Source organism: Sphingomonas kyeonggiensis, from assembly GCF_014204495.1.
GTDB lineage: Bacteria > Pseudomonadota > Alphaproteobacteria > Sphingomonadales > Sphingomonadaceae > Sphingomonas > Sphingomonas kyeonggiensis_A.
The window spans coordinates 559410-576544 of the sequence record NZ_JACHLN010000003.1; the positions used below are offsets into that span (position 1 = coordinate 559410).

At 68.2% G+C, this 17135-nt stretch carries 15 protein-coding genes; 9 read left to right on the top strand and 6 right to left on the bottom strand.

The window, feature by feature from the left end; translation table 11 throughout:
• Nucleotides 1–112 precede the first annotated feature (112 nt).
• Together HNP52_RS16775 and HNP52_RS16780 are read left to right on the top strand one after the other, a co-directional pair.
• Complete coding sequence (locus HNP52_RS16775; protein WP_184168764.1) at nt 113–355, top strand: hypothetical protein; 243 nt, start codon at nt 113–115, stop codon at nt 353–355.
• Between the two features lie 203 nt (nt 356–558).
• Nucleotides 559–2064 (top strand): hypothetical protein, encoded by a 1506-nt coding sequence (locus tag HNP52_RS16780; RefSeq protein WP_184168765.1) that lies wholly within the window; start codon nt 559–561, stop codon nt 2062–2064.
• Between the two features lie 172 nt (nt 2065–2236).
• Here the strand turns inward: HNP52_RS16780 and HNP52_RS16785 are convergent, their stop codons facing one another.
• From HNP52_RS16785 to HNP52_RS16795, 3 genes are read right to left on the bottom strand one after another with little or no spacing between them, the layout of a single operon-like run.
• Entirely contained in the window at nt 2237–3328 is a 1092-nt protein-coding gene (locus HNP52_RS16785) for an HlyD family secretion protein (RefSeq protein ID WP_184168766.1), read from the bottom strand.
• A complete protein-coding gene (locus HNP52_RS16790; protein ID WP_184168767.1) occupies nt 3325–3744 on the bottom strand; it encodes a PaaI family thioesterase in 420 nt (139 codons plus the stop codon). The genes HNP52_RS16785 and HNP52_RS16790 overlap by 4 nt, the downstream gene beginning before the upstream one ends.
• Nucleotides 3741–4334, bottom strand: a complete 594-nt coding sequence (locus HNP52_RS16795) for a TetR/AcrR family transcriptional regulator (RefSeq protein WP_184168768.1) — start codon at nt 4332–4334, stop codon at nt 3741–3743. The genes HNP52_RS16790 and HNP52_RS16795 overlap by 4 nt, the downstream gene beginning before the upstream one ends.
• A gap of 28 nt (nt 4335–4362) precedes the next feature.
• On the opposite strand from HNP52_RS16795, the gene HNP52_RS16800 reads away from it, so the two are divergent.
• Nucleotides 4363–5952, top strand: coding sequence for a DHA2 family efflux MFS transporter permease subunit (locus tag HNP52_RS16800; RefSeq protein WP_260396194.1), 1590 nt, complete (start codon nt 4363–4365; stop codon nt 5950–5952).
• Between the two features lie 44 nt (nt 5953–5996).
• Here HNP52_RS16800 and HNP52_RS16805 read toward each other — a convergent pair whose 3' ends face one another.
• Nucleotides 5997–6368 (bottom strand): helix-turn-helix domain-containing protein, encoded by a 372-nt coding sequence (locus tag HNP52_RS16805; RefSeq protein ID WP_184168769.1) that lies wholly within the window; start codon nt 6366–6368, stop codon nt 5997–5999.
• 99 nt (nt 6369–6467) lie between these two features.
• On the opposite strand from HNP52_RS16805, the gene HNP52_RS16810 reads away from it, so the two are divergent.
• The 6 genes from HNP52_RS16810 to HNP52_RS16835 all read left to right on the top strand — a co-directional run bounded on the left by HNP52_RS16810 (nt 6468) and on the right by HNP52_RS16835 (nt 13816).
• Nucleotides 6468–7580: an NADH:flavin oxidoreductase gene (locus tag HNP52_RS16810; RefSeq protein ID WP_184168770.1), complete on the top strand. Its 1113-nt coding sequence runs from the start codon at nt 6468–6470 to the stop codon at nt 7578–7580.
• Nucleotides 7581–7821: 241 nt separating this feature from the next.
• Nucleotides 7822–8553: a response regulator gene (locus HNP52_RS16815; protein ID WP_311768503.1), complete on the top strand. Its 732-nt coding sequence runs from the start codon at nt 7822–7824 to the stop codon at nt 8551–8553.
• Nucleotides 8550–11321, top strand: coding sequence for an ATP-binding protein (locus HNP52_RS16820; protein ID WP_184168771.1), 2772 nt, complete (start codon nt 8550–8552; stop codon nt 11319–11321). Before HNP52_RS16815 ends, HNP52_RS16820 begins: the two co-directional genes overlap by 4 nt.
• A 72-nt stretch (nt 11322–11393) precedes the next feature.
• Nucleotides 11394–11882, top strand: coding sequence for a hypothetical protein (locus HNP52_RS16825; protein WP_184168772.1), 489 nt, complete (start codon nt 11394–11396; stop codon nt 11880–11882).
• 17 nt (nt 11883–11899) lie between these two features.
• Entirely contained in the window at nt 11900–13186 is a 1287-nt protein-coding gene (locus HNP52_RS16830) for a hypothetical protein (protein WP_184168773.1), read from the top strand.
• A 24-nt stretch (nt 13187–13210) separates the two neighbouring features.
• Nucleotides 13211–13816, top strand: coding sequence for a hypothetical protein (locus tag HNP52_RS16835; RefSeq protein ID WP_184168774.1), 606 nt, complete (start codon nt 13211–13213; stop codon nt 13814–13816).
• A gap of 93 nt (nt 13817–13909) precedes the next feature.
• Here HNP52_RS16835 and HNP52_RS16840 read toward each other — a convergent pair whose 3' ends face one another.
• A complete protein-coding gene (locus HNP52_RS16840; protein WP_184168775.1) occupies nt 13910–15253 on the bottom strand; it encodes a sigma-54 dependent transcriptional regulator in 1344 nt (447 codons plus the stop codon).
• Nucleotides 15253–17037 carry an ATP-binding protein gene (locus tag HNP52_RS16845; protein WP_184168776.1) on the bottom strand — a complete coding sequence of 595 codons (1785 nt, stop codon included), beginning with the start codon at nt 17035–17037 and terminating at the stop codon, nt 15253–15255. Before HNP52_RS16845 ends, HNP52_RS16840 begins: the two co-directional genes overlap by 1 nt.
• Nucleotides 17038–17135 lie beyond the last annotated feature (98 nt).

Consider the following 17135-nt stretch of genomic DNA (forward strand, 5'->3'; position numbering starts at 1 on the left):
CTTTGTCACGGACCGGCAGCGCTTCGTAACGTACGGGAAAACCTTCCTTACAGGCGCGCAAAACACGGTATCGGCGCCGGCGCTATCTCTGCGAAGATCTGAAGGAGATAGCATGAAACTCGCTCTCGCCGCCGTTGCGGCTTCCGTCCTCGCCTTCGCGCCGGCCGCCCAGGCCCAGTCGCTGCACGAGACCCATCAGCTGGTCTGGGCGCCCTCGGGCAAGTCCACGGCCACTCATTGGCGGATGCGCGACAAGCCGGCCTGCCCCCAGGCCCAGACCCATCACCAGGCGGGCAAGTCGGCCCTGCCGGTGCGCACCAAGTGCGCGGTGCAGGTCGCGCAAAAGGCACGCTGAGCCGCTTCGGCCAACAGCCGTCCGAACAAAAGACCCGCGCGGCGATGCCGTGCGGGTTTTTTCTTGCCTTGAATACAGCAGCCTGCAGTCGATCCAGTCATTACGGACCGATGAGTCAATGGACAGCCCAAATGATCGATGCGACCATTTGAAAATATCGACCTGTCGATTTTCCAGCCAATCGTCTGATGGGAGCAAAGACCATGGTTCTTGCTGATCCGAAACTCGAAGTTTCGCAGTTCATCGATTCCGCGAAGAACGCAATGGGCACGCTCGACGACGAAAAGGGCCTCGCCTATGCCTTCGCGAGCCAGGCCGGCCTGTTCGTTCCCGAGCTGGAATATCCCAATTTCTGGCAGGTCGGCTGCGTGTTCGACACTGTCCTCGACTATTTCCTCGCGCTGAAGGAAGCAGGCGAGCTGGACCTCGACAGCGCGACGCTGATGGAAGCGCTGGTGAACAAGGCTGTCCATGGCTATCAATATGGCATCGTCGGCCTGACGGCGGCCTGGTATGACGACTGGTCCTGGTGGGGGATCGCGGCGTCCAAGGCGTTCGACCCTGAATACAGCGGGATTTTCGGCGACAAGCTGGAGTTCTTCCAGACGGCGGCGATCGATCTATGGGGCCTGGTCGATGACGGCGACTTCACGACGATCGCGAACCGCATCCCGGACGCGATCTGGGCGAACAGCGCGCTCCAGAGCAACCGGGTCAAGTTCACCAGGGAAATCCTCAGCGCGCGCGGCGAGCTCCATATCGGCACGCGCAACAGCTGGGCGCTGATCGAGCGCGGCGCCCAGGACGGCGGCACGCCGCGCCAGAATGCGGACTATGCGACCTTCACCACCCAGACCGTCGGCGATTGGGCCGTGCCGCGCTTCCCGGGCGGCTGCTGGCAATATGATTTCTCCACCCTGCCCTTCCCGGTCGATGACGGACCCGACGCGAGCAACCCGAACCCGGCATACAATACGCTCGGCGTGTTCCAGGTCACGCTGATGTCGGGGCTCTACCTCTCCTTCTGCTGCAGCCTGATCGCCGCCGCCAATCGCAAGGCGGCTGAGGGCCTGAGCGGCGGCGCCTGGGACCGGCTGCAATCGGTCGAGGCCTATCGCCAGAAGGCGGACGAGGTGGCCGCCTTCCTGGCGAGCTGGCTGAACCTGCCCGGCAGCGATTCGCTGGCGACCGAGTTCGCGCATGGCAAGCTGGTGCATGAGCGCACGCCCACCTACGCGCCGTTCGATGCGGGCGGCCTCCCGCCGGTCGAGGGCTATTTCGCCAATGCCTATTGGGGCGGGGATCAAGGGCTCATCATGGGCGCGCTCGCCCAATATGCGCAGCTGCCCGGCGCCAATGTGCCGGACGCCGACAGCTATCCCTCCGAACTGCTGCAGGGCGTCTTCTACAACATGCCGGCGTTCAGCTGGGGCCATCCCAATATGGTCGGGCCCTACCTGGATCCCCAGGGAAACTCGCCGATCAGCAGGGACTCGAACGACTATGGTTCGGGTTCGGGCATTTTCTGGCGCTATGTGATGCGTACCTGCCGCGCCGATCCCTCTTTCGGCAATCCGGCCCGGCAGGATCCGTATATCGTGAGCACGGCCACCAATTCGGGCACGATCGACAATGATTGGGGAAACAACCTGTTTCAGCCGTTCAACACCGTCGCCGCCGCGATCGGCGCCTGGTACCTGCTGAAATAGGGCTGCCCGCCACAGGGCGCGATCTCCCTGCGCCCTGTGGCGGTCTCGCCGCCTGGTCGGCTTGCCCGGGGCGGCCCCGCCGCCTGGTCTGCTTGCAATGTAGGGTTTCGTCTGTTTGGCTCTCGCGACCGGGCCTGGTGCCCGGCCGCTCTTTGAGTCCGTGGGGAACGCCTCAGCGCGCCAGCTTCACCGTCACCGTGGTCGACAGGCCCGGCCGCAGCCGCGCCAGCGCCGGCTGGTCCGGGTCGAGCGCGATGCGCACCGGCACACGCTGGACGATCTTGGTGAAGTTGCCCGATCCCGGCTCGAACGGCAGCAGGGTGAATTCGGAGCCGGAGCCCGGCGCGAAGCTCTCGACGCGGCCGCTCAGCGGGTCGCCGCCCAGCGCGTCGACATGCACCTTGGCCGGCTGGCCGGCGAGCATGCGGGCGGTCTGGGTCTCCTTGAAATTGGCGACGACATAGAGCTGGCGGCTCGGCACCAGGGTCAGCAGCCGGGTGCCTGGCTGGACCAGGTCGCCGGCCTGGGCGCGGCGGTTGCCGATCACGCCGCCGATCGGCGCGCGGATCAGGGTATAGCCTTCGTCCTGCTCGGCCAGCCTCAGCGCGGCGCGGGCGCGCTCGGCGCCGGCTCGGGCCTTTTCCAGCTCGGCGAGCAGGCTGTCCTTGCGCGCAAGGGTCACGCCGGCGCTGTCCTGCGAAGCGGCCAGGCTCGCGCCGCTTTGCCGCGCCTTGGCCCGCGCATCGATCAGGACGGCCCGGATCCGCTCGGCGTCCCTCCGCGTTGCGAATCCCTCCGCTAGCAAGGCCTGATACCGAAAATCATCCGCCTCGGCCCGCTGCAGCTCGGCATTGGCCGACGCAATACCGGTCCGCACCACCGCAACATTCGCCCCAGCCAGCTGCGTCTCGACCCCATGCGACTTGATCGCCGCCAGGGCTGCAGCGACATCGGCGTCGGCATCGCGCACCGCGGCGCGGGCCGAATCGAGCCTGGCGGCGAACTCGTGATCCTCGATCCGGACGAGCGGCTCGCCGGCCTTCACTTCCTGGTTGTCGCGGACCAGCACCTGCGCGATCTGCCCGTTGATCCGTGCCGACACGATCGTGCTGTCGGCCCGGAGATAGGCATTGTCGGTGGTTTCGCTGGAGGCAGGGCTGGCGATCCACAACGCCCCGGCACCGGCCAGCAGCACTGCGGCACCTCCGGCCACGGCGACCTTGGGCAGCTTGCGCCGCGGCTTGGATTCGATCTGCTCGCTCACTGGCTGATCACCAGCAGCGTGGAAGTTGCCGAGGCGAGCAACCGTCCCTCGGCATCGGTCAGCTTCGCCTCGGCGAACGCGACGCGGCGGCCGATCGAGATCACCGTGCCGACCGCGCGGACCAGCCCGGTCTGCTCGGTCATCGCCCGGTGATAGGCGACCTTGAGCTCGAGCGTGGTGTAGCTCTGCCCCTCCTGCAGGGCGCTGTGCGTGGCGATGCCGCAGGCGGAATCGAGCAGGGTCGCGGCATAGCCGCCATGGATCGTGCCGAGGGGATTATAGGCCCGCCGATCGGGCACGCCCTCGAACACCGCATGTCCCCTGGCCACTTCGACCAGCGAGAAGGCGAGCGTCTCGCCGATCGGCGGTTGCTTGCCGGCGGCGAGCAGCGCCTGCACCTGTTCGAGCCCGTTCATGCCTGTATCTCCAATTGATAGCGCGCGCGGATGGCCGAGGCGGAATCGGCGAGGATCGCGTCGGATTCGGCCGGATCGGTGACGGTTCGCGAGAGCAGCAGCGCGCCGACCAGCTCGGCCAGCATCGAGCGGCCCGCTGCCGGAGCATTGGCGATGCCGTGCCGCGCCAGCGCCTCGCCCAGCCGGTGCGCGAGTGCGGTGCTGCCCTGGCCGAAGCGTTCGCGGGCGGCGGGTTCGAGCCGTGCCATGTCGCCTGACAGCGCCGCCACCGGGCAGCCCCGGCCGCGCGCATCGCGGTGGAGGGGCGAGAGGTAGAAGCCGACATATTTGTCGAGCGCCGCCCGCGGATCGGCCTCGGCCAGCGCCCAGTCGAAGCGACTGCGCGCTTCCTCGAACATCACCCCGATCGCCTCGGCGACGAGCGCGTCCTTCGAGGCGAAATGGGCGTAGAAGCCGCCATGGGTGAGGCCCGCCTGCTTCATCAGGGCCGACACGCCGACGCCCTCCGGCCCCTTGGCCCGGATCGCAGCGGCTGCCTCCTTCAGAATCTTCAGACGCGTAAGTTCGCGATGTTCACGCCCATAGCGCATTTCGGGGGCCATCCTTGTTTTATATGACATGCATCATATAATCATCATCGCACCCGTTCAAGAGGCCCGGATGGCGCAGACGATCGACCCGCAGGCGCTGCCAGACCGCCGCAAGTTCCTGATCTTCGGCGTGATGGCGTTCGGCCAGTTCATGGCGCTGATCGACATCCAGATCGTCGCCGCATCGCTCAACGAAGTGCGCGCCGGGCTCTCGGCCAGCTCGGACGAGATCAGCTGGGTGCAGACCGCCTATCTGATGGCCGAGCTGGTGATGATCCCCTTCGCCGCGTTCCTCGCACAAGCAGTCTCCACGCGCTGGTTGTTCGCACTCTCGGCCGGATTGTTCACCCTGGCGAGCGCGCTGTGCGGCCTTGCCTGGAGCATCGAATCGATGATCGCCTTCCGCGCGCTGCAGGGATTCATCGGCGGCGCGATGGTCCCCACGGTGTTTGCAACCGGTTTCGCGATGTTCACCGGCAAGCAGCGCGCGATGATCCCGGCGATCCTCGGCATGGTTTCCGTACTGGCGCCAACTTTGGGGCCTACTCTGGGCGGATGGATAACAGACGCTATGGGCTGGCGCTGGATCTTCTACGTCAACATCCTCCCTGGCGCGGTGGTAGCGACGCTCTCGCTGCTGTTCATCCGGGTCGACCAGTCCAATCTTTCGATGCTCAAACGGATTGATTGGGTACACTTGATCGCGATGGCCATCTTCCTGGGCGGCCTCGAATATGTGCTGGAGGAAGGCCCGCGGAACGACTGGTTCCAGGATCACGCCATCGCCACCGGCGCCTGGCTGAGCTTCGTCGCGCTGCTGCTGTTCCTCGAGCGCTCCTTCCGCTCCGAGAACCCGATCGTGAACCTTTCTCCCTTCCGCAAGCCGACCTTCGTCTTCGCCTGCGTGTTCAACCTGGTGATCGGCTTCGGCATCTATTCGGCGACCTATCTGGTCCCGGTCTTCCTCGGCTCGGTGCGGGGCTACAACGCGTCGGAGATCGGTACGACCGTGTTCATCGCCGGCGTGGTCCAGATGCTCGGCGTGCCGATCGCGGCCGGCCTCTCCCAACGCCTTGATCCGCGGATCATGATAACCTTCGGCCTGAGCCTGTTCGCCGCCGGGCTATGGCTGTTCAGCTTCATGACGCCCGAATGGGGCTTCCACGCGCTGCTATGGCCGCAGGCGGTGCGCAGCTTCGCGATCATGCTGTGCATCGTGCCGAGCGTGAACCTGGCGCTGGCCGGGTTCGAGGGCCCCGAACTGCGCTACGCCTCCGGCCTGTTCAACCTGATGCGCAATTTGGGCGGGGCGATCGGCATCGCGCTGGTCAACACCTGGCTGCAGGACAATGCGCGGCTCCACATGCTGCGGCTGGGCGAGGCGCTGGGCGTGGCCGGGCGCACCGGCAGCGAACTGATCGAGAACCTTGCCGCCTATGCGAGCAGCTACACGCCCGACCGCGCCGAGGCGCTGCTGATGGCGCAGGGCGTGGCGGGACATATCGTGCAGCGCCAGGCGATGACGCTGGCGTTCAACGACGTGTTCCGGGTGATGGCCTATCTGTTCCTGGCGGCGCTGGTGCTGGTGCCGTTCTGCCGACGGCCGAAGGTTGGGTAGGACAGCCTTCCCGCAAGGGAGGGGAATTCTGAATGGGATAGAAGTCAGCCCATCGCCCGCGCGTCGAATGCCTGGCGCGCTTCCTCGACGACCCCGAGATTCTCGAAGGTCCAGCGGTACAGCGCCTTGAACGGCGGCTGGAGCGAGCGGCCGAGCGGGGTGATCTCATATTCCACCGCCACCGGCGACAGCGGCAGCACGCGGCGCAGGATGATGCCGTTGCGCTCGAGCCGGCGCAGGCACTGGGTGAGCGCCTTTTGCGTCACCCCTTCCAGAAGCCGCTTGATCGCATTGAAGCGCAGCGGCCCGCCATCGAGCACGGCCAGTACCATCATCGACCATTTATCGGCGATCTGGTCGATCAGCTCGCGGCTGGGGCAGCCGGCCGAGAAATGCCGGGGGTCGCAATGGTCCAAGGTTTCCTCCGATATACCTGGTCGACAGCAGGTGCGTTCTTGCACCCAAGTTTACATGATATACCTAGTCGCGTCCAACCAACACGGATTTCATTCCCTATGCCCGACAGCGATATCCTCTTCCGATCCTTCGAGCGCGGCAACCTCAGCCTCAAGAACCGCATCGTCATGGCTCCCATGACCCGCAGCTTCGCGCCCGAGGGCATTCCGGGCGAGCCGAACGCGGCCTATTATCGCCGCCGGGCCGAAGGCGGCGTCGGCCTGATCCTGTCGGAAGGCACGGTGATCAACCGCCCGGCATCGCGCAACGAAGGCGGCATCCCCTTCTTCCATGGCGAGCAGGCGCTGGCCGGCTGGAAGGGCGTGATCGACGCGGTGCACGGCGCCGGCGGCAAGATGGGCCCGCAGATCTGGCACACCGGATCGACCAAGAGCCAGGGCGGCTGGGAGCCGGAGAGCCCGGTCGAGAGCCCGTCGGGCCTGCTCGCACCCGGCGCGCCGCGCGGCGACGTGATGACCGAGGAAGCGATCGCCGACACCGTCGCCGCCTTTGCCAGCGCATCGGCCGACGCCAAGCGCCTGGGCTTCGACCTGGTCGAACTGCACGGCGCGCATGGCTATCTGATCGACCAGTTCTTCTGGGGCGGCACCAATGAGCGCGAGGACCGCTATGGCGGCGCCTCGATCAAGGAGCGCGCCCGCTTCGCCGGCGAAGTGATCGCCGCCGTCCGCGCCGCCGTCGGCCCTGACTATCCGCTCGCGCTGCGCGTCAGCCAGTGGAAGCAGCAGGACTTCGCCGCCCGCCTGGCCGAGACTCCGCAGCTGATGGAAGACTGGCTGCAGCCGCTGATCGATGCCGGCGTCGACATCCTCCACTGCTCGCAGCGCCGCTTCTGGGAACCCGAATTCCCCGAGATCGACGGCGAGGAAGGGCTGAACTTCGCGGGCTGGGCCAAGAAGCTCACCGGCGCCACCACGATCAGCGTCGGCTCGGTCGGCCTGTCGGGCGAGTTCATTGCCGCGTTCGGCGGTGAGGCCTCGACCAGCACGGGCATCGAGAAGCTGGTCAAGCGGATGGAGCGCGACGAGTTCGACCTGATCGCGGTCGGCCGCGCGCTGATCAGCGACCCGAACTGGGCGGAGAAGATCCGCACGGGCGATACGGGCAGCCTGAAGGGGTTTGACCGTTCGGCATTGGGCGAGCTGGTCTGAGCCTGCTTCTCGAATGTGGTGCCAGCTGTTCCCCGGCGAAGGCCAGGGCCCAGTTGCAATGTCGTTCGTGAGGCTCCGGCGCCGTCGATGGTTGGCCGAGCCTGGGCCCCGGCCTTCGCCGGGGAACCTGAAGGACTGAACGCCGCACCGGCGGGCGACCGGGAACCGGTCGCCCGCACGCGGTACAATTGAAACAAAACTGCCCGGTGCGGCTCCTGCCGGAATTGGGTATCGTGGCCCTGTGAAGGACGGCGAACCTCAGGCGGGCGTGGCGGCGCGGATCATCGTTTGCGATGACGATCCCGACGTGCTCGACATGGTCAGCGAGTTCCTGGCCGGGTGCGGATACCAGGTGGAGTCCGCCGCGAACGGCGCCGAGCTGCGCAAGCTGGTGCCGAGTTTCCGCCCCGACCTGGTCGTCTGCGACATCACCATGCCCGGCGAGGACGGGCTGTCGCTCACGCGCTGGCTGCGCGCCGAGAGCAGCGCTGCGGTGCTGATGCTCACCGCGATGGGATCGACCACCGACCGGATCGTCGGGCTGGAGATGGGCGCGGACGATTATCTCGCCAAGCCGTTCGATCCGGCCGAGCTGCGCTCGCGGGTAAAGGCGGTGCTGCGGCGGACGATGGCACCGGTCAACCGCCAGGGCCGTCCGCCGGCGCGGATGCGGATCGGCAAATGCGTGCTCGACGTCGAGACGCGCCAGATGTTCGACGATGAGGGCGAGCAAGTGCCGCTCACCGCCATGGAGTTCGACCTGCTCTATGTGTTCATCACCCATGCGCGCCGCGCGCTGAACCGCGACCAGCTGCTCGAACTGGCGCATCACCGCCGCTGGGATCCGTTCGACCGATCGATCGACATCCGCGTCGCCCGGCTGCGCAAGAAGATCGAAGTGGACCCCGCCTTCCCCCGCATCCTGCGCACGGTGCGCGGCGAAGGCTATATGCTGGTGCCCGAAGGCGAATGAGCGAAGCCGCCCCTCGCGGCAGGCGCACCACCCAGGCGCTGGTCGCCGCGGTGGTGTCGATCGGGCTGCTGCTCGTCGCGGTGGCGACCTGGGTGGTGAAATCCGAATATGATCGCCAGCTGCGCGTCGCCGCGACCGGCGCGCGCGCCACCGAGAACCAGATCGCCGCGCTGGTGACCGCCGCCAATCAGCGCGTGCTGACACTGCGCGCGAGCGCCCAATATGCCTATCAGGCGATCGAGCGCGGCGGCGCGGTGCCGACACAGGGCGTGCGCGGCAACACGCTGGGCTATCGCGGCTCGATCAGTGGCACGCCGGCCGACCTCGCCACCGATCGCGCGGTGGTGGAGGAATTGTGGCTCACCCTCGCCGGCGTCCATGCCGCCGCGCCCGACATCGCGCTCAGCTATGTGATGTCGGCGCGGACCGGCTTCGCCGCCAACTACCCCCGGCTGCCCGACACCGAGCATCTCGCCATGGCCCGGGCGATGGCGCAGAAGGTGTTCGATCCCGCCACCCACCAGTTCATCCAGTCGGTCGCGCACCGGCCGGAGGCGGCGCCGCCGCTATGGACCGCCGTCTACCGCGACAATTATACCGGCCGCAGCCGCGCCGGCCGGGCGATCCGGGGCGACGGACGCCTGGTCTCGCTGCTCGCCCCGGTCTGGGTCGATGGCCAGTACCGGATGATGGTGGGGATCGACGTATGGGCCAATGACCTGCGCGAGATCCTGCGCAATCAGCCGGTGCCGGGTGTCGAGCTGACGCTGGTCGATGGCAATGAGCATGTGATCGCCACCTCGCGCGCGGCGGACATTCCGCTTGCCGCCGGGCCATTCAGCAAGGCGAAAACCGCCGGGACCGAGGTCCGCGATTTCCTGGGCTTCGATCCCGATGGCGAGCCGCCGCGCGGCGTGCTCACGGGCAAGCGCGTGGTGCGCGCCCAGGCGATCGGCGACACCCCGTTGCGGGTGATCGCGATCGCCGACATGGGCAATGTCACCCGCCAGGTGCTGTTCCGGCTCGGCGCGCTGCTCGCGGTGATGCTGGGGCTGTACGCGCTGCTCTGCCTGGTCGCCTGGTACGTGCTGCGCCGGGTGCTCGCCCCCGCCTTCCGCCTGGCCGAGCATATCGAGCGCTCAGGGACCGGCACCCCGCCCGAAGTCTCGCGGCTTTGGCGCCCGACGCTGACCGCGATCGACGCGGCTTTCGCCGCCCAGCGCGGCGCGGTCGCGCGGCTCGAGGAAGCGCATGCCACCACCTCGGCGGTGCTCGACGCGGCGTTCGACGCGGTGGTGCTGGCCGATGCCGATCTGCGAGTGGTCAGCGCCAACATGGCCTTTACCCGGATGTTCGCGCCCACGGGCGTCGCCAGTATCGGCCGCCCCCTGCCCGAGCTGATCGCGCCGGCCGAGGAAGCCGAGCCGATCGGCGACGCGTTGCGCTTCGACGGCGAGAGCATGGCCGATGCCTGGCCCTTCGAAGCGCGCAGCGTGCGCGGCCGGCGCTTCCCCGCCGAGTTGCAGGCACGCCGGCTGCAGCAGGGCGGCCGCGCGCTGATCGTGGTGTTCATCCGCGACATCACCGAGCGTCGCCGGATCGAGGCCGAAGTCGCCAGCCAGCGCGAGGCGCTGCACCAGAGCGAGAAGATGACCGCGCTGGGCTCGCTGCTTGCGGGCGTGAGCCATGAGCTCAACAACCCGCTGGCGGTGGTGCTCGGGCGCTCGACCGTGCTGGCCGAGCAGCTCGCCGGCACGCCGCACGAAAGCGCGTTGCAGAAGCTGCGCTCGGCGGCGGACCGGTGCGGGCGGATCGTGCGGACCTTCCTCGCCATGGCCCGGCGCAGCGCGCCCGAGCGCAGCGCGGTCGACATCAACGCGCTGGTCAACGACGCGCTCGAGATCACTGGCTATGGCCTGCGTACCGCCGGCATCGAGCTGGTGCTCGACCTCGATGCTGGCCTGCCGCGCACCAGCGCCGATGGCGACCAGCTCGTCCAGGTGGTGATCAACCTGCTGATCAACGCCCAGCACGCGCTGGCCACGCTGCCAGACGGCGCCCCGCGCCAGGTGCGGATCGAGACGGCGCGGGACGCCGCCGGCCATATCCTGCTGACGGTGCGCGATACCGGCCCCGGCGTCGCCGATGCCGTCCGCCGCCGGATCTTCGAGCCCTTCTTCACCACCAAGCCGGTGGGCGAAGGCACCGGCATGGGCCTTTCGGTGTCGCGCGGCATCGTCGAGGCGCATGAGGGGTCGCTCGAGCTGGTATCCGGGGCAGGCGACGGCGCGGCGTTCCGCATCACCCTGCCGGTCGAGCCGGTCGCGCCGGTGCGTAGCCGCCAGGCGCCGCGCCCGGCGACGGGCGGCAGCCGGGGCCGCATCCTGATCGTTGACGACGAAGCCGATGTCGCCGAGCTGATCGAGGAGTGCCTGCGCCCGCTCGGCGCCGCGATCCGGGTGGTGCACGGCGGCGAGGCGGCGCTGGCCGAGATCGCCGCCGGCTGGTTCGACGTGGTGGTGTGCGACGTCCGCATGGCGGGGATGGACGGGTTCGAGACCTGGCGGCGTGCCACGGCTGCACGGTCGGGCCAGGGCGCGCGCTTCCTGTTCCTTACCGGCGACATCCTGGCGGGCGACACCAGCCGCCGCGCCGCCGAGATCGGCCGGCCGGTGATCGAGAAGCCCTTCGACCCCGCCGAGATCCGCGCCGCGGTCGAGGCGATGCTCGCCGAAGCATCCGCCGGCGAAACAATTGAAACCCGATAGGGCCGGGAACGAGGTCAGGGCGAAACAGCGGTCTCCTAGTTCATGCTCATCCCAAGCAGATGAGTGAAGACCATGCTGTTCCACATTTCGATCTCCTCAGACGCGCCGGCGGCCACCGCCTTTGCGCTCGCAGAAATCATGGGCGGCGTTGCCATGCCCTTCCCGCCGATCGGCAACGATAGCTGGATCGCCTTTGCCGGCGACGAGAACGGCACCGCGATCGAAGTCTATGCCCGGGGCTGGCAGCTCGAACCGAGCTTCAGCGGCAACGGCGTGCGCGAACGCTTCGCGATCCACTCCAACCGGTTCAGCCCGTTCCACGCCGCGGTCGCCACCCCGCTCGACGAAGCGGCGGTGCATGCCGTCGCCCGGCGCGAATCCTGGCATGTCGAGACGGTCAGCCGCGGCGGCGTGTTCGATGTGATCGAGGTCTGGGTCGACAACGCGCTGATGCTCGAGATCCTCACCGCCGAGATGCAGGACGCCTATCGCGCCTCGATGACGGTGAAGGGCTGGGCCTCGATGCTCGCCGCCGCCCGCATGGCGCATCTCGCCGCCTGATTTCCGAGAGAGCCACCATGTCCAAGCCCCTGCTATCCGCCGGCATTGCCCTTGCCGGCATCGCCCTCGCCATGCCCGCCGCGGCCCAGGACTATGCGCCTAGCGCGACCGACCTGAACACGATGCGCGTGATCGACAACACGACCTGGCGCTCCAACCAGGGGTTCCAGGGCCAGGCGCACCGCACCGGTATCACCCTGTCGCTCCAGACCTTTGCGCCCGACGGCAGCGCGATCACCCAGGACATTGGCGGCCAGCTCGACCGTGCCGGGCACGTGGCCGGTACCTTCCAGGCCTATGCGGGCTCCAGCCTGATGGAGAATGGCGCGGCCGAGTTCGGCTTCGACGACAACAGCATCCGCGGGACGATCACGCGCCCCGGCTTGGCCCCGGCGCCCTATTTCGCCTGCCGCGTCACCGGCAAGACCCCGATGTCGCGCCATTCGGGCGGCTGGCTGTGGAGTAGCCGCGTATCGCTTGCCCGCGACGGCGAAGGTGCCGTGGCGGTGGTCGAGTTCCAGAATGTTTCCGACCAGGCGCAACTGCTCGACTTCTCGGCGATGACCGGCACATTGCGCGGCACCAATGGCCAGAAGGCGATGGCGTCCAGGGCGCGCAGCGCGGGCGGCGAGACCATGCTCGGTCGACGCGCGATCAACATCTGCGAGACCCAGACCTATACCATCCCGTTCGGATCGGTGCCCTTCGCGGCCAGCGTGCTTGAGCTCGCCACCAGCGACAGCGTGATCGCGTCCTGGATGTCGCCGCTTTCCGCCCCCGAACCCAAGCCCCAACCCACGCCACAGCCAACGCCGGAGCCATCCCCCCCGACACCAGCTCCGGCGCCACCGCCGGCACCCGCGCCGTCGCCCGCCCCCACCCCGGTTCCCGCTCCGGGCCCGGGTGGCGCAAGCGTTCCCGCGGGTGCCGGCAACTGGCAGCTCTATGGCAGCCTCTGGTCCTTCAAGGTCGACGAGGTCCGGCAGGGCCCAGACGGCAACTGGCAGGCGATCCTCTCCGTCCGCGCCGAAGCCAATCGCATCGGCATGGCCTCCGCCCAGATCGAGATGTCGCTGATCAACAATGACGGCGAAGTGATCCGCCAGGCCGGCCGCCTCTATCGCCCCTCGGTGACTGGCCCCGCCAAGTCTCTCGAGCCGATCATCGGGACGCAATGGATGCAGAAGGGCGACACGATCCGCGTCCGCCTGCTCTTCGAAGAATCAAAGGATCTCCACCCCACCAGGCTGCGCATCGCCGACACCGGCTATCGCCCGGTCTCGCGCGACTTCGCGATGCGCTGAGCCCGCAGACGAAAAGGTCATCCCATGAAGTACGTCATTGCCGCGGTCCTGCTGCTGACCGCAGCCGAGCCCGCACACGCCCAGTCCTTCCTCAAGAAGCTGGTGAAGAGCACCGCTGCCACCGTCATCGGCGGCGAGAGCCGCGACGGCACCGTCGAGCGCGTTGCCGAGACGCTGATCGACCTCGCTTCCAGCGCCAAGGGTTCGGAGAACTCCAGTCCGACCGCCTCGGCCGGACCGGGCGTGCCTGCCGGTGCGAGCAGTTGGCAGCGTTACGGCATCTGGTCGTTCAAGGTGGACGAGCTGGCCCAGGGGCCGGACGGCCATTGGCAGGCGATCGTCTCCGTCCGCGCCGAGACAGACCATGTCGGCATGCGCGCCTCGGAAATCGATGCGTTCCTGATCGATGCCGACGGCCAGTCGATCCGCGACGACGGCAATCTCTATGACGACAAGGTCACGGGCACCGCCGCCGGCCTGGAGCGCGATCCGGGTACCAACGGCATGCAGCGCCGCGACACCGCGCGCTTCCGCCTGCTATTCCCGGAATCGAAGGACCTCAACCCGGTGACGCTGCGCATCCGCAACAGCGGCGCCGACCAGGTCTCGAACGACTATCCGATGCACTGACCGGCATCGCCCGATTACCGGAACTCCGTTTCTGCGACCCGACGGAGTATCCACAACCTGCCGGCCGGCGCTCCCGGCGTCGGCCGGTCTTTCTCACCGGACCCGCTTGATCTCGGCCAGGTCGATGCCCAGCCGGGTGATCTTGTCGTACAAAGTCTTGCGCGGCACCCCGAGCTCGATCAGCGCTTGCGATACCCGGCCACCATTGCGGACCAGCGCGTCACGGATCAGGCTTTCCTCGAACTTCGCCAGGCGCGTCGGCAGATCGGCGCGATCCACTTCCTCCACCTCGGCGAAGCTGCGCCCCGCCGCGACTTCGAAGGCGAAGTTGCGCAACTCACGGACATTGCCCGGCCATTGGTGGCGGGCGAGCTGCGCGTGCACCGCCGGGCCCAGCACCGCGTCGTTTGCGCCGAGCTTCTGCTTGGCTTCCTCGAAAAAGGCCGCGAACAGCAGGAACACATCCCCGCCCCGCTCGCGCAGCGCCGGCACGCGGATGCGCATCGCCGCCAGCCGGTAATAGAGATCCGCCCGGAAGCGGCCCTCGGCCACCGCGACGGCAACATCCTCCTTCGCCGTGGCGATCACCCGCAGGTCGACCGGCTCGGGCCGCTCGGCGCCGATCGGCTGGACTTCGCGCTCCTCAAGCACCCGCAGCAGCCGTGCCTGCATCTGAAGCGGCATCGAATCGATCTCGTCGAGCAGGAGCGTGCCGCCGCTCGACGAGGCGATCCGCCCGACGCGCGAAAGCCTGGTGTGGGATACGCTGTCCGCCGCATGGCCGAAGAGTTCGATCTCGGCGATCCCCTCGGGCAGGGCGGCACAGTTGACAGCGATGAAGGGCTTGCCGCGCCGCCGCCCGCTCCGATGCAGCATCCGCGCGACCAGTTCCTTGCCGGTACCGGTCTCGCCCTCGATCAGGATATCGACATCGGTCTCGCCGAGCTGGCCGATCATCGCGCGCAGCCGGGCCATGGCCGGGCTGTCACCAATCAGCGGGCTCTCCTCCTGCGCCGCCGCGCTGGCCGCGGCACGCAGGCGGCGATTGTCCATGATCAGCGCCCGCCGGTCGAGCGCGCGGCGCACTGCCGCGAGCAGCCTTTCCTTGGCGAAGGGCTTGGGAATGAAATCGAACGCGCCGTCCTGCAGCGCAGATACCGCCATCGGCACATCGCCATGCCCGGTGACCAGCACCACCGGAATGTCGCTGTCGATCGCCCGCACCCGCTGCAGCAGCTCGAGCCCGTCCATCCCCGGCATGCGGATGTCGGAGACGACCACGCCGGGGAAGTCCGCCGTCAGCTGCGCGAGTGCCGTGGCAGCACGATCGAAGGGCAGCACCTCGAGTCCGGCCAGCTCCAGCGTCTGCACCGTGGCGAGGCGCAGCGGCTCGTCATCCTCGACGAACATCACCAGGGCATTGTCGGGCGCGAGCATCACAGGACCCTGAGCAGGAGATGGAAAGTGGCGCCCCCATCCGGGCCGGGCGCATAGACGATATCGCCGCCGAACTCGCGGGCGATATCGCGGGCGATGGCGAGGCCGAGCCCAAGCCCGCCCTCCTTCGCCGAAGTGAAGGGGGAGAACAGCGTATCCGCGATCTCCGGCGCGACCCCTGGACCGTTGTCGATCACCGAAAGCCGGGCGACATCGCCGTCGCGCGCGCCCTCGACCAGGATCCTGGCTTCGCGGCTCCCCTGCACGGCATCGAGGGCGTTCTGGAGCAAGTTGATCAGGATCTGCTCGAGCCGGATGCGGTCACCCCGCACCGCCAGCTGGCGCTGAGCCTTGGAAACCTTGACCGTTACCACGCCGCGGGCGCGCTCGCCGAGCAGCAGCAGCGTGCCGTCGAGCACCGAGCCCAGCTCGGCGCTGCCCTCGACCGGCGTCTTGCGACGGGCAAAGGCGCGCAGTTCCGAGGTTATCGTGCCGATCCGCTCGGTGAGCGAGACGATCTGCTTGAGATTGGCGCGGGCCTTGTCGACCGCCGAACGATCGAGGAAGGTCTCGGCATTCTCGGCGAAGCTGCGGATCGCCGCTACCGGCTGGTTGATCTCATGCGCCACGCCGGCGGTGATCTGGCCGAGCGAACCGAGCCGGCTGGCCTGGGCCAGTTCCTCCCGCGCGGCACGATAACGGCGATCGGCCTCGGCGCGCTCCTCGGACTCGACGATCAGCTGCGCATTGGCCTCGCGCAGCTCGACGGTACGGCGCTCGACCTCGGCTTCGAGCCGGGCCTGGTGGTGGCGCTGGAGGCGGCGCTTCTCGGCTGAGCGCAATGCGAAGCCGGCGAGCATGCCGGCGGCGAGCAGGATCGCCAGCGCGATCAGCAGCGCCTGGGTGCGCGCGGCGGCGAGCGGCGGATCCAGCGGCGCAAGATGGACGAGATGCGCCCCGGCAAGCTGCGCCGGCTCGGCGGCGGCGCGATAGCGTTGTGCCTTGCCGCTGGCCTCGACGCGCGCATTGGCACCGTCGATCGTCAGCGGTGCGCGCCGGGGCGGGCCGGCGCCGAACTGAAGCGTGCGACGCGCATCGGCCAGAGTCGCGGCGTCGAGCGCCTGGGTCGCCTTGAAGCGCCAGTCGCGGATCGAAGTGACCAGGATCACGCCGTGCGCGTCGGTGACGACGGTGATGCCGGGCGCGCGCGCCCAGGCCGCCTCGACATCGTCGAACTCGACCTTGACCACCACTACGCCGAGCGCCTGTCCGTTCCGGTCTACCCGGCGCGCGAGGTAAAGGCCGGGGCGGCCGCTGATCGTGCCGAGCGCGAACAGTTCCGAGGCGCCGCGCTCCATCGCGTCGCGGAAATAGGGGCGGAAGCCATATTGCTGGCCGACAAAGCTGGTCGGCAGCCGCCAGTTGCTCGCCGCCACCGTGCGCCCCTTGCGATCGATCGCGTAGATGGCGGCGGCATCGGTGCGCGCCGCAAGCAGCTCGAGCGTCTCGTTCAGCCGGCGCTCGGCATCGGGATCGCCGCCGCGCAGCGCCGGGGCGATCTCGGGATTCTCGCTGAGCACCAGCGGCAGGAGGCGGAACTTCTGCAGCTCGGAATTGAGCAGCCCGACATGCGCGCGTGCGGTCTGCTGGGCGACGGCGTCGGCCGAGCCGCGCGCCTGCCCGTTCGCCCAGCGGCTGCCCGCCCAGGCGAGCAGCAGGATCGCCGCGAGCGTGATGCCGGCAAGCGCCAGGTTGCGGCGGCGGAGAAGGGCTGCGGGACTCATTTGTGCGGATTGTCGCACATTTCAGCGGGACTCCGCGCGGAATTTCGCACATTTCCGTGCAAAGCGACAACGGTGACCGACAGCTGAATCCAGATAAT

Bases quoted from the DNA above. Each gene is read 5' to 3' on its own strand.
- HNP52_RS16800 (WP_260396194.1), top strand. From the start codon at position 4,363: ATGCATCATATAATCATCATCGCACCCGTTCAAGAGGCCCGGATGGCG.
- HNP52_RS16775 (WP_184168764.1), top strand. From the start codon at position 113: ATGAAACTCGCTCTCGCCGCCGTTGCGGCTTCCGTCCTCGCCTTCGCG.
- HNP52_RS16825 (WP_184168772.1), top strand. From the start codon at position 11,394: ATGCTGTTCCACATTTCGATCTCCTCAGACGCGCCGGCGGCCACCGCC.
- HNP52_RS16795 (WP_184168768.1), bottom strand. From the start codon at position 4,334: ATGCGCTATGGGCGTGAACATCGCGAACTTACGCGTCTGAAGATTCTG.
- HNP52_RS16810 (WP_184168770.1), top strand. From the start codon at position 6,468: ATGCCCGACAGCGATATCCTCTTCCGATCCTTCGAGCGCGGCAACCTC.
- HNP52_RS16835 (WP_184168774.1), top strand. From the start codon at position 13,211: ATGAAGTACGTCATTGCCGCGGTCCTGCTGCTGACCGCAGCCGAGCCC.
- HNP52_RS16845 (WP_184168776.1), bottom strand. From the start codon at position 17,037: ATGAGTCCCGCAGCCCTTCTCCGCCGCCGCAACCTGGCGCTTGCCGGC.
- HNP52_RS16780 (WP_184168765.1), top strand. From the start codon at position 559: ATGGTTCTTGCTGATCCGAAACTCGAAGTTTCGCAGTTCATCGATTCC.
- HNP52_RS16830 (WP_184168773.1), top strand. From the start codon at position 11,900: ATGTCCAAGCCCCTGCTATCCGCCGGCATTGCCCTTGCCGGCATCGCC.
- HNP52_RS16790 (WP_184168767.1), bottom strand. From the start codon at position 3,744: ATGAACGGGCTCGAACAGGTGCAGGCGCTGCTCGCCGCCGGCAAGCAA.
- HNP52_RS16840 (WP_184168775.1), bottom strand. From the start codon at position 15,253: ATGCTCGCGCCCGACAATGCCCTGGTGATGTTCGTCGAGGATGACGAG.
- HNP52_RS16820 (WP_184168771.1), top strand. From the start codon at position 8,550: ATGAGCGAAGCCGCCCCTCGCGGCAGGCGCACCACCCAGGCGCTGGTC.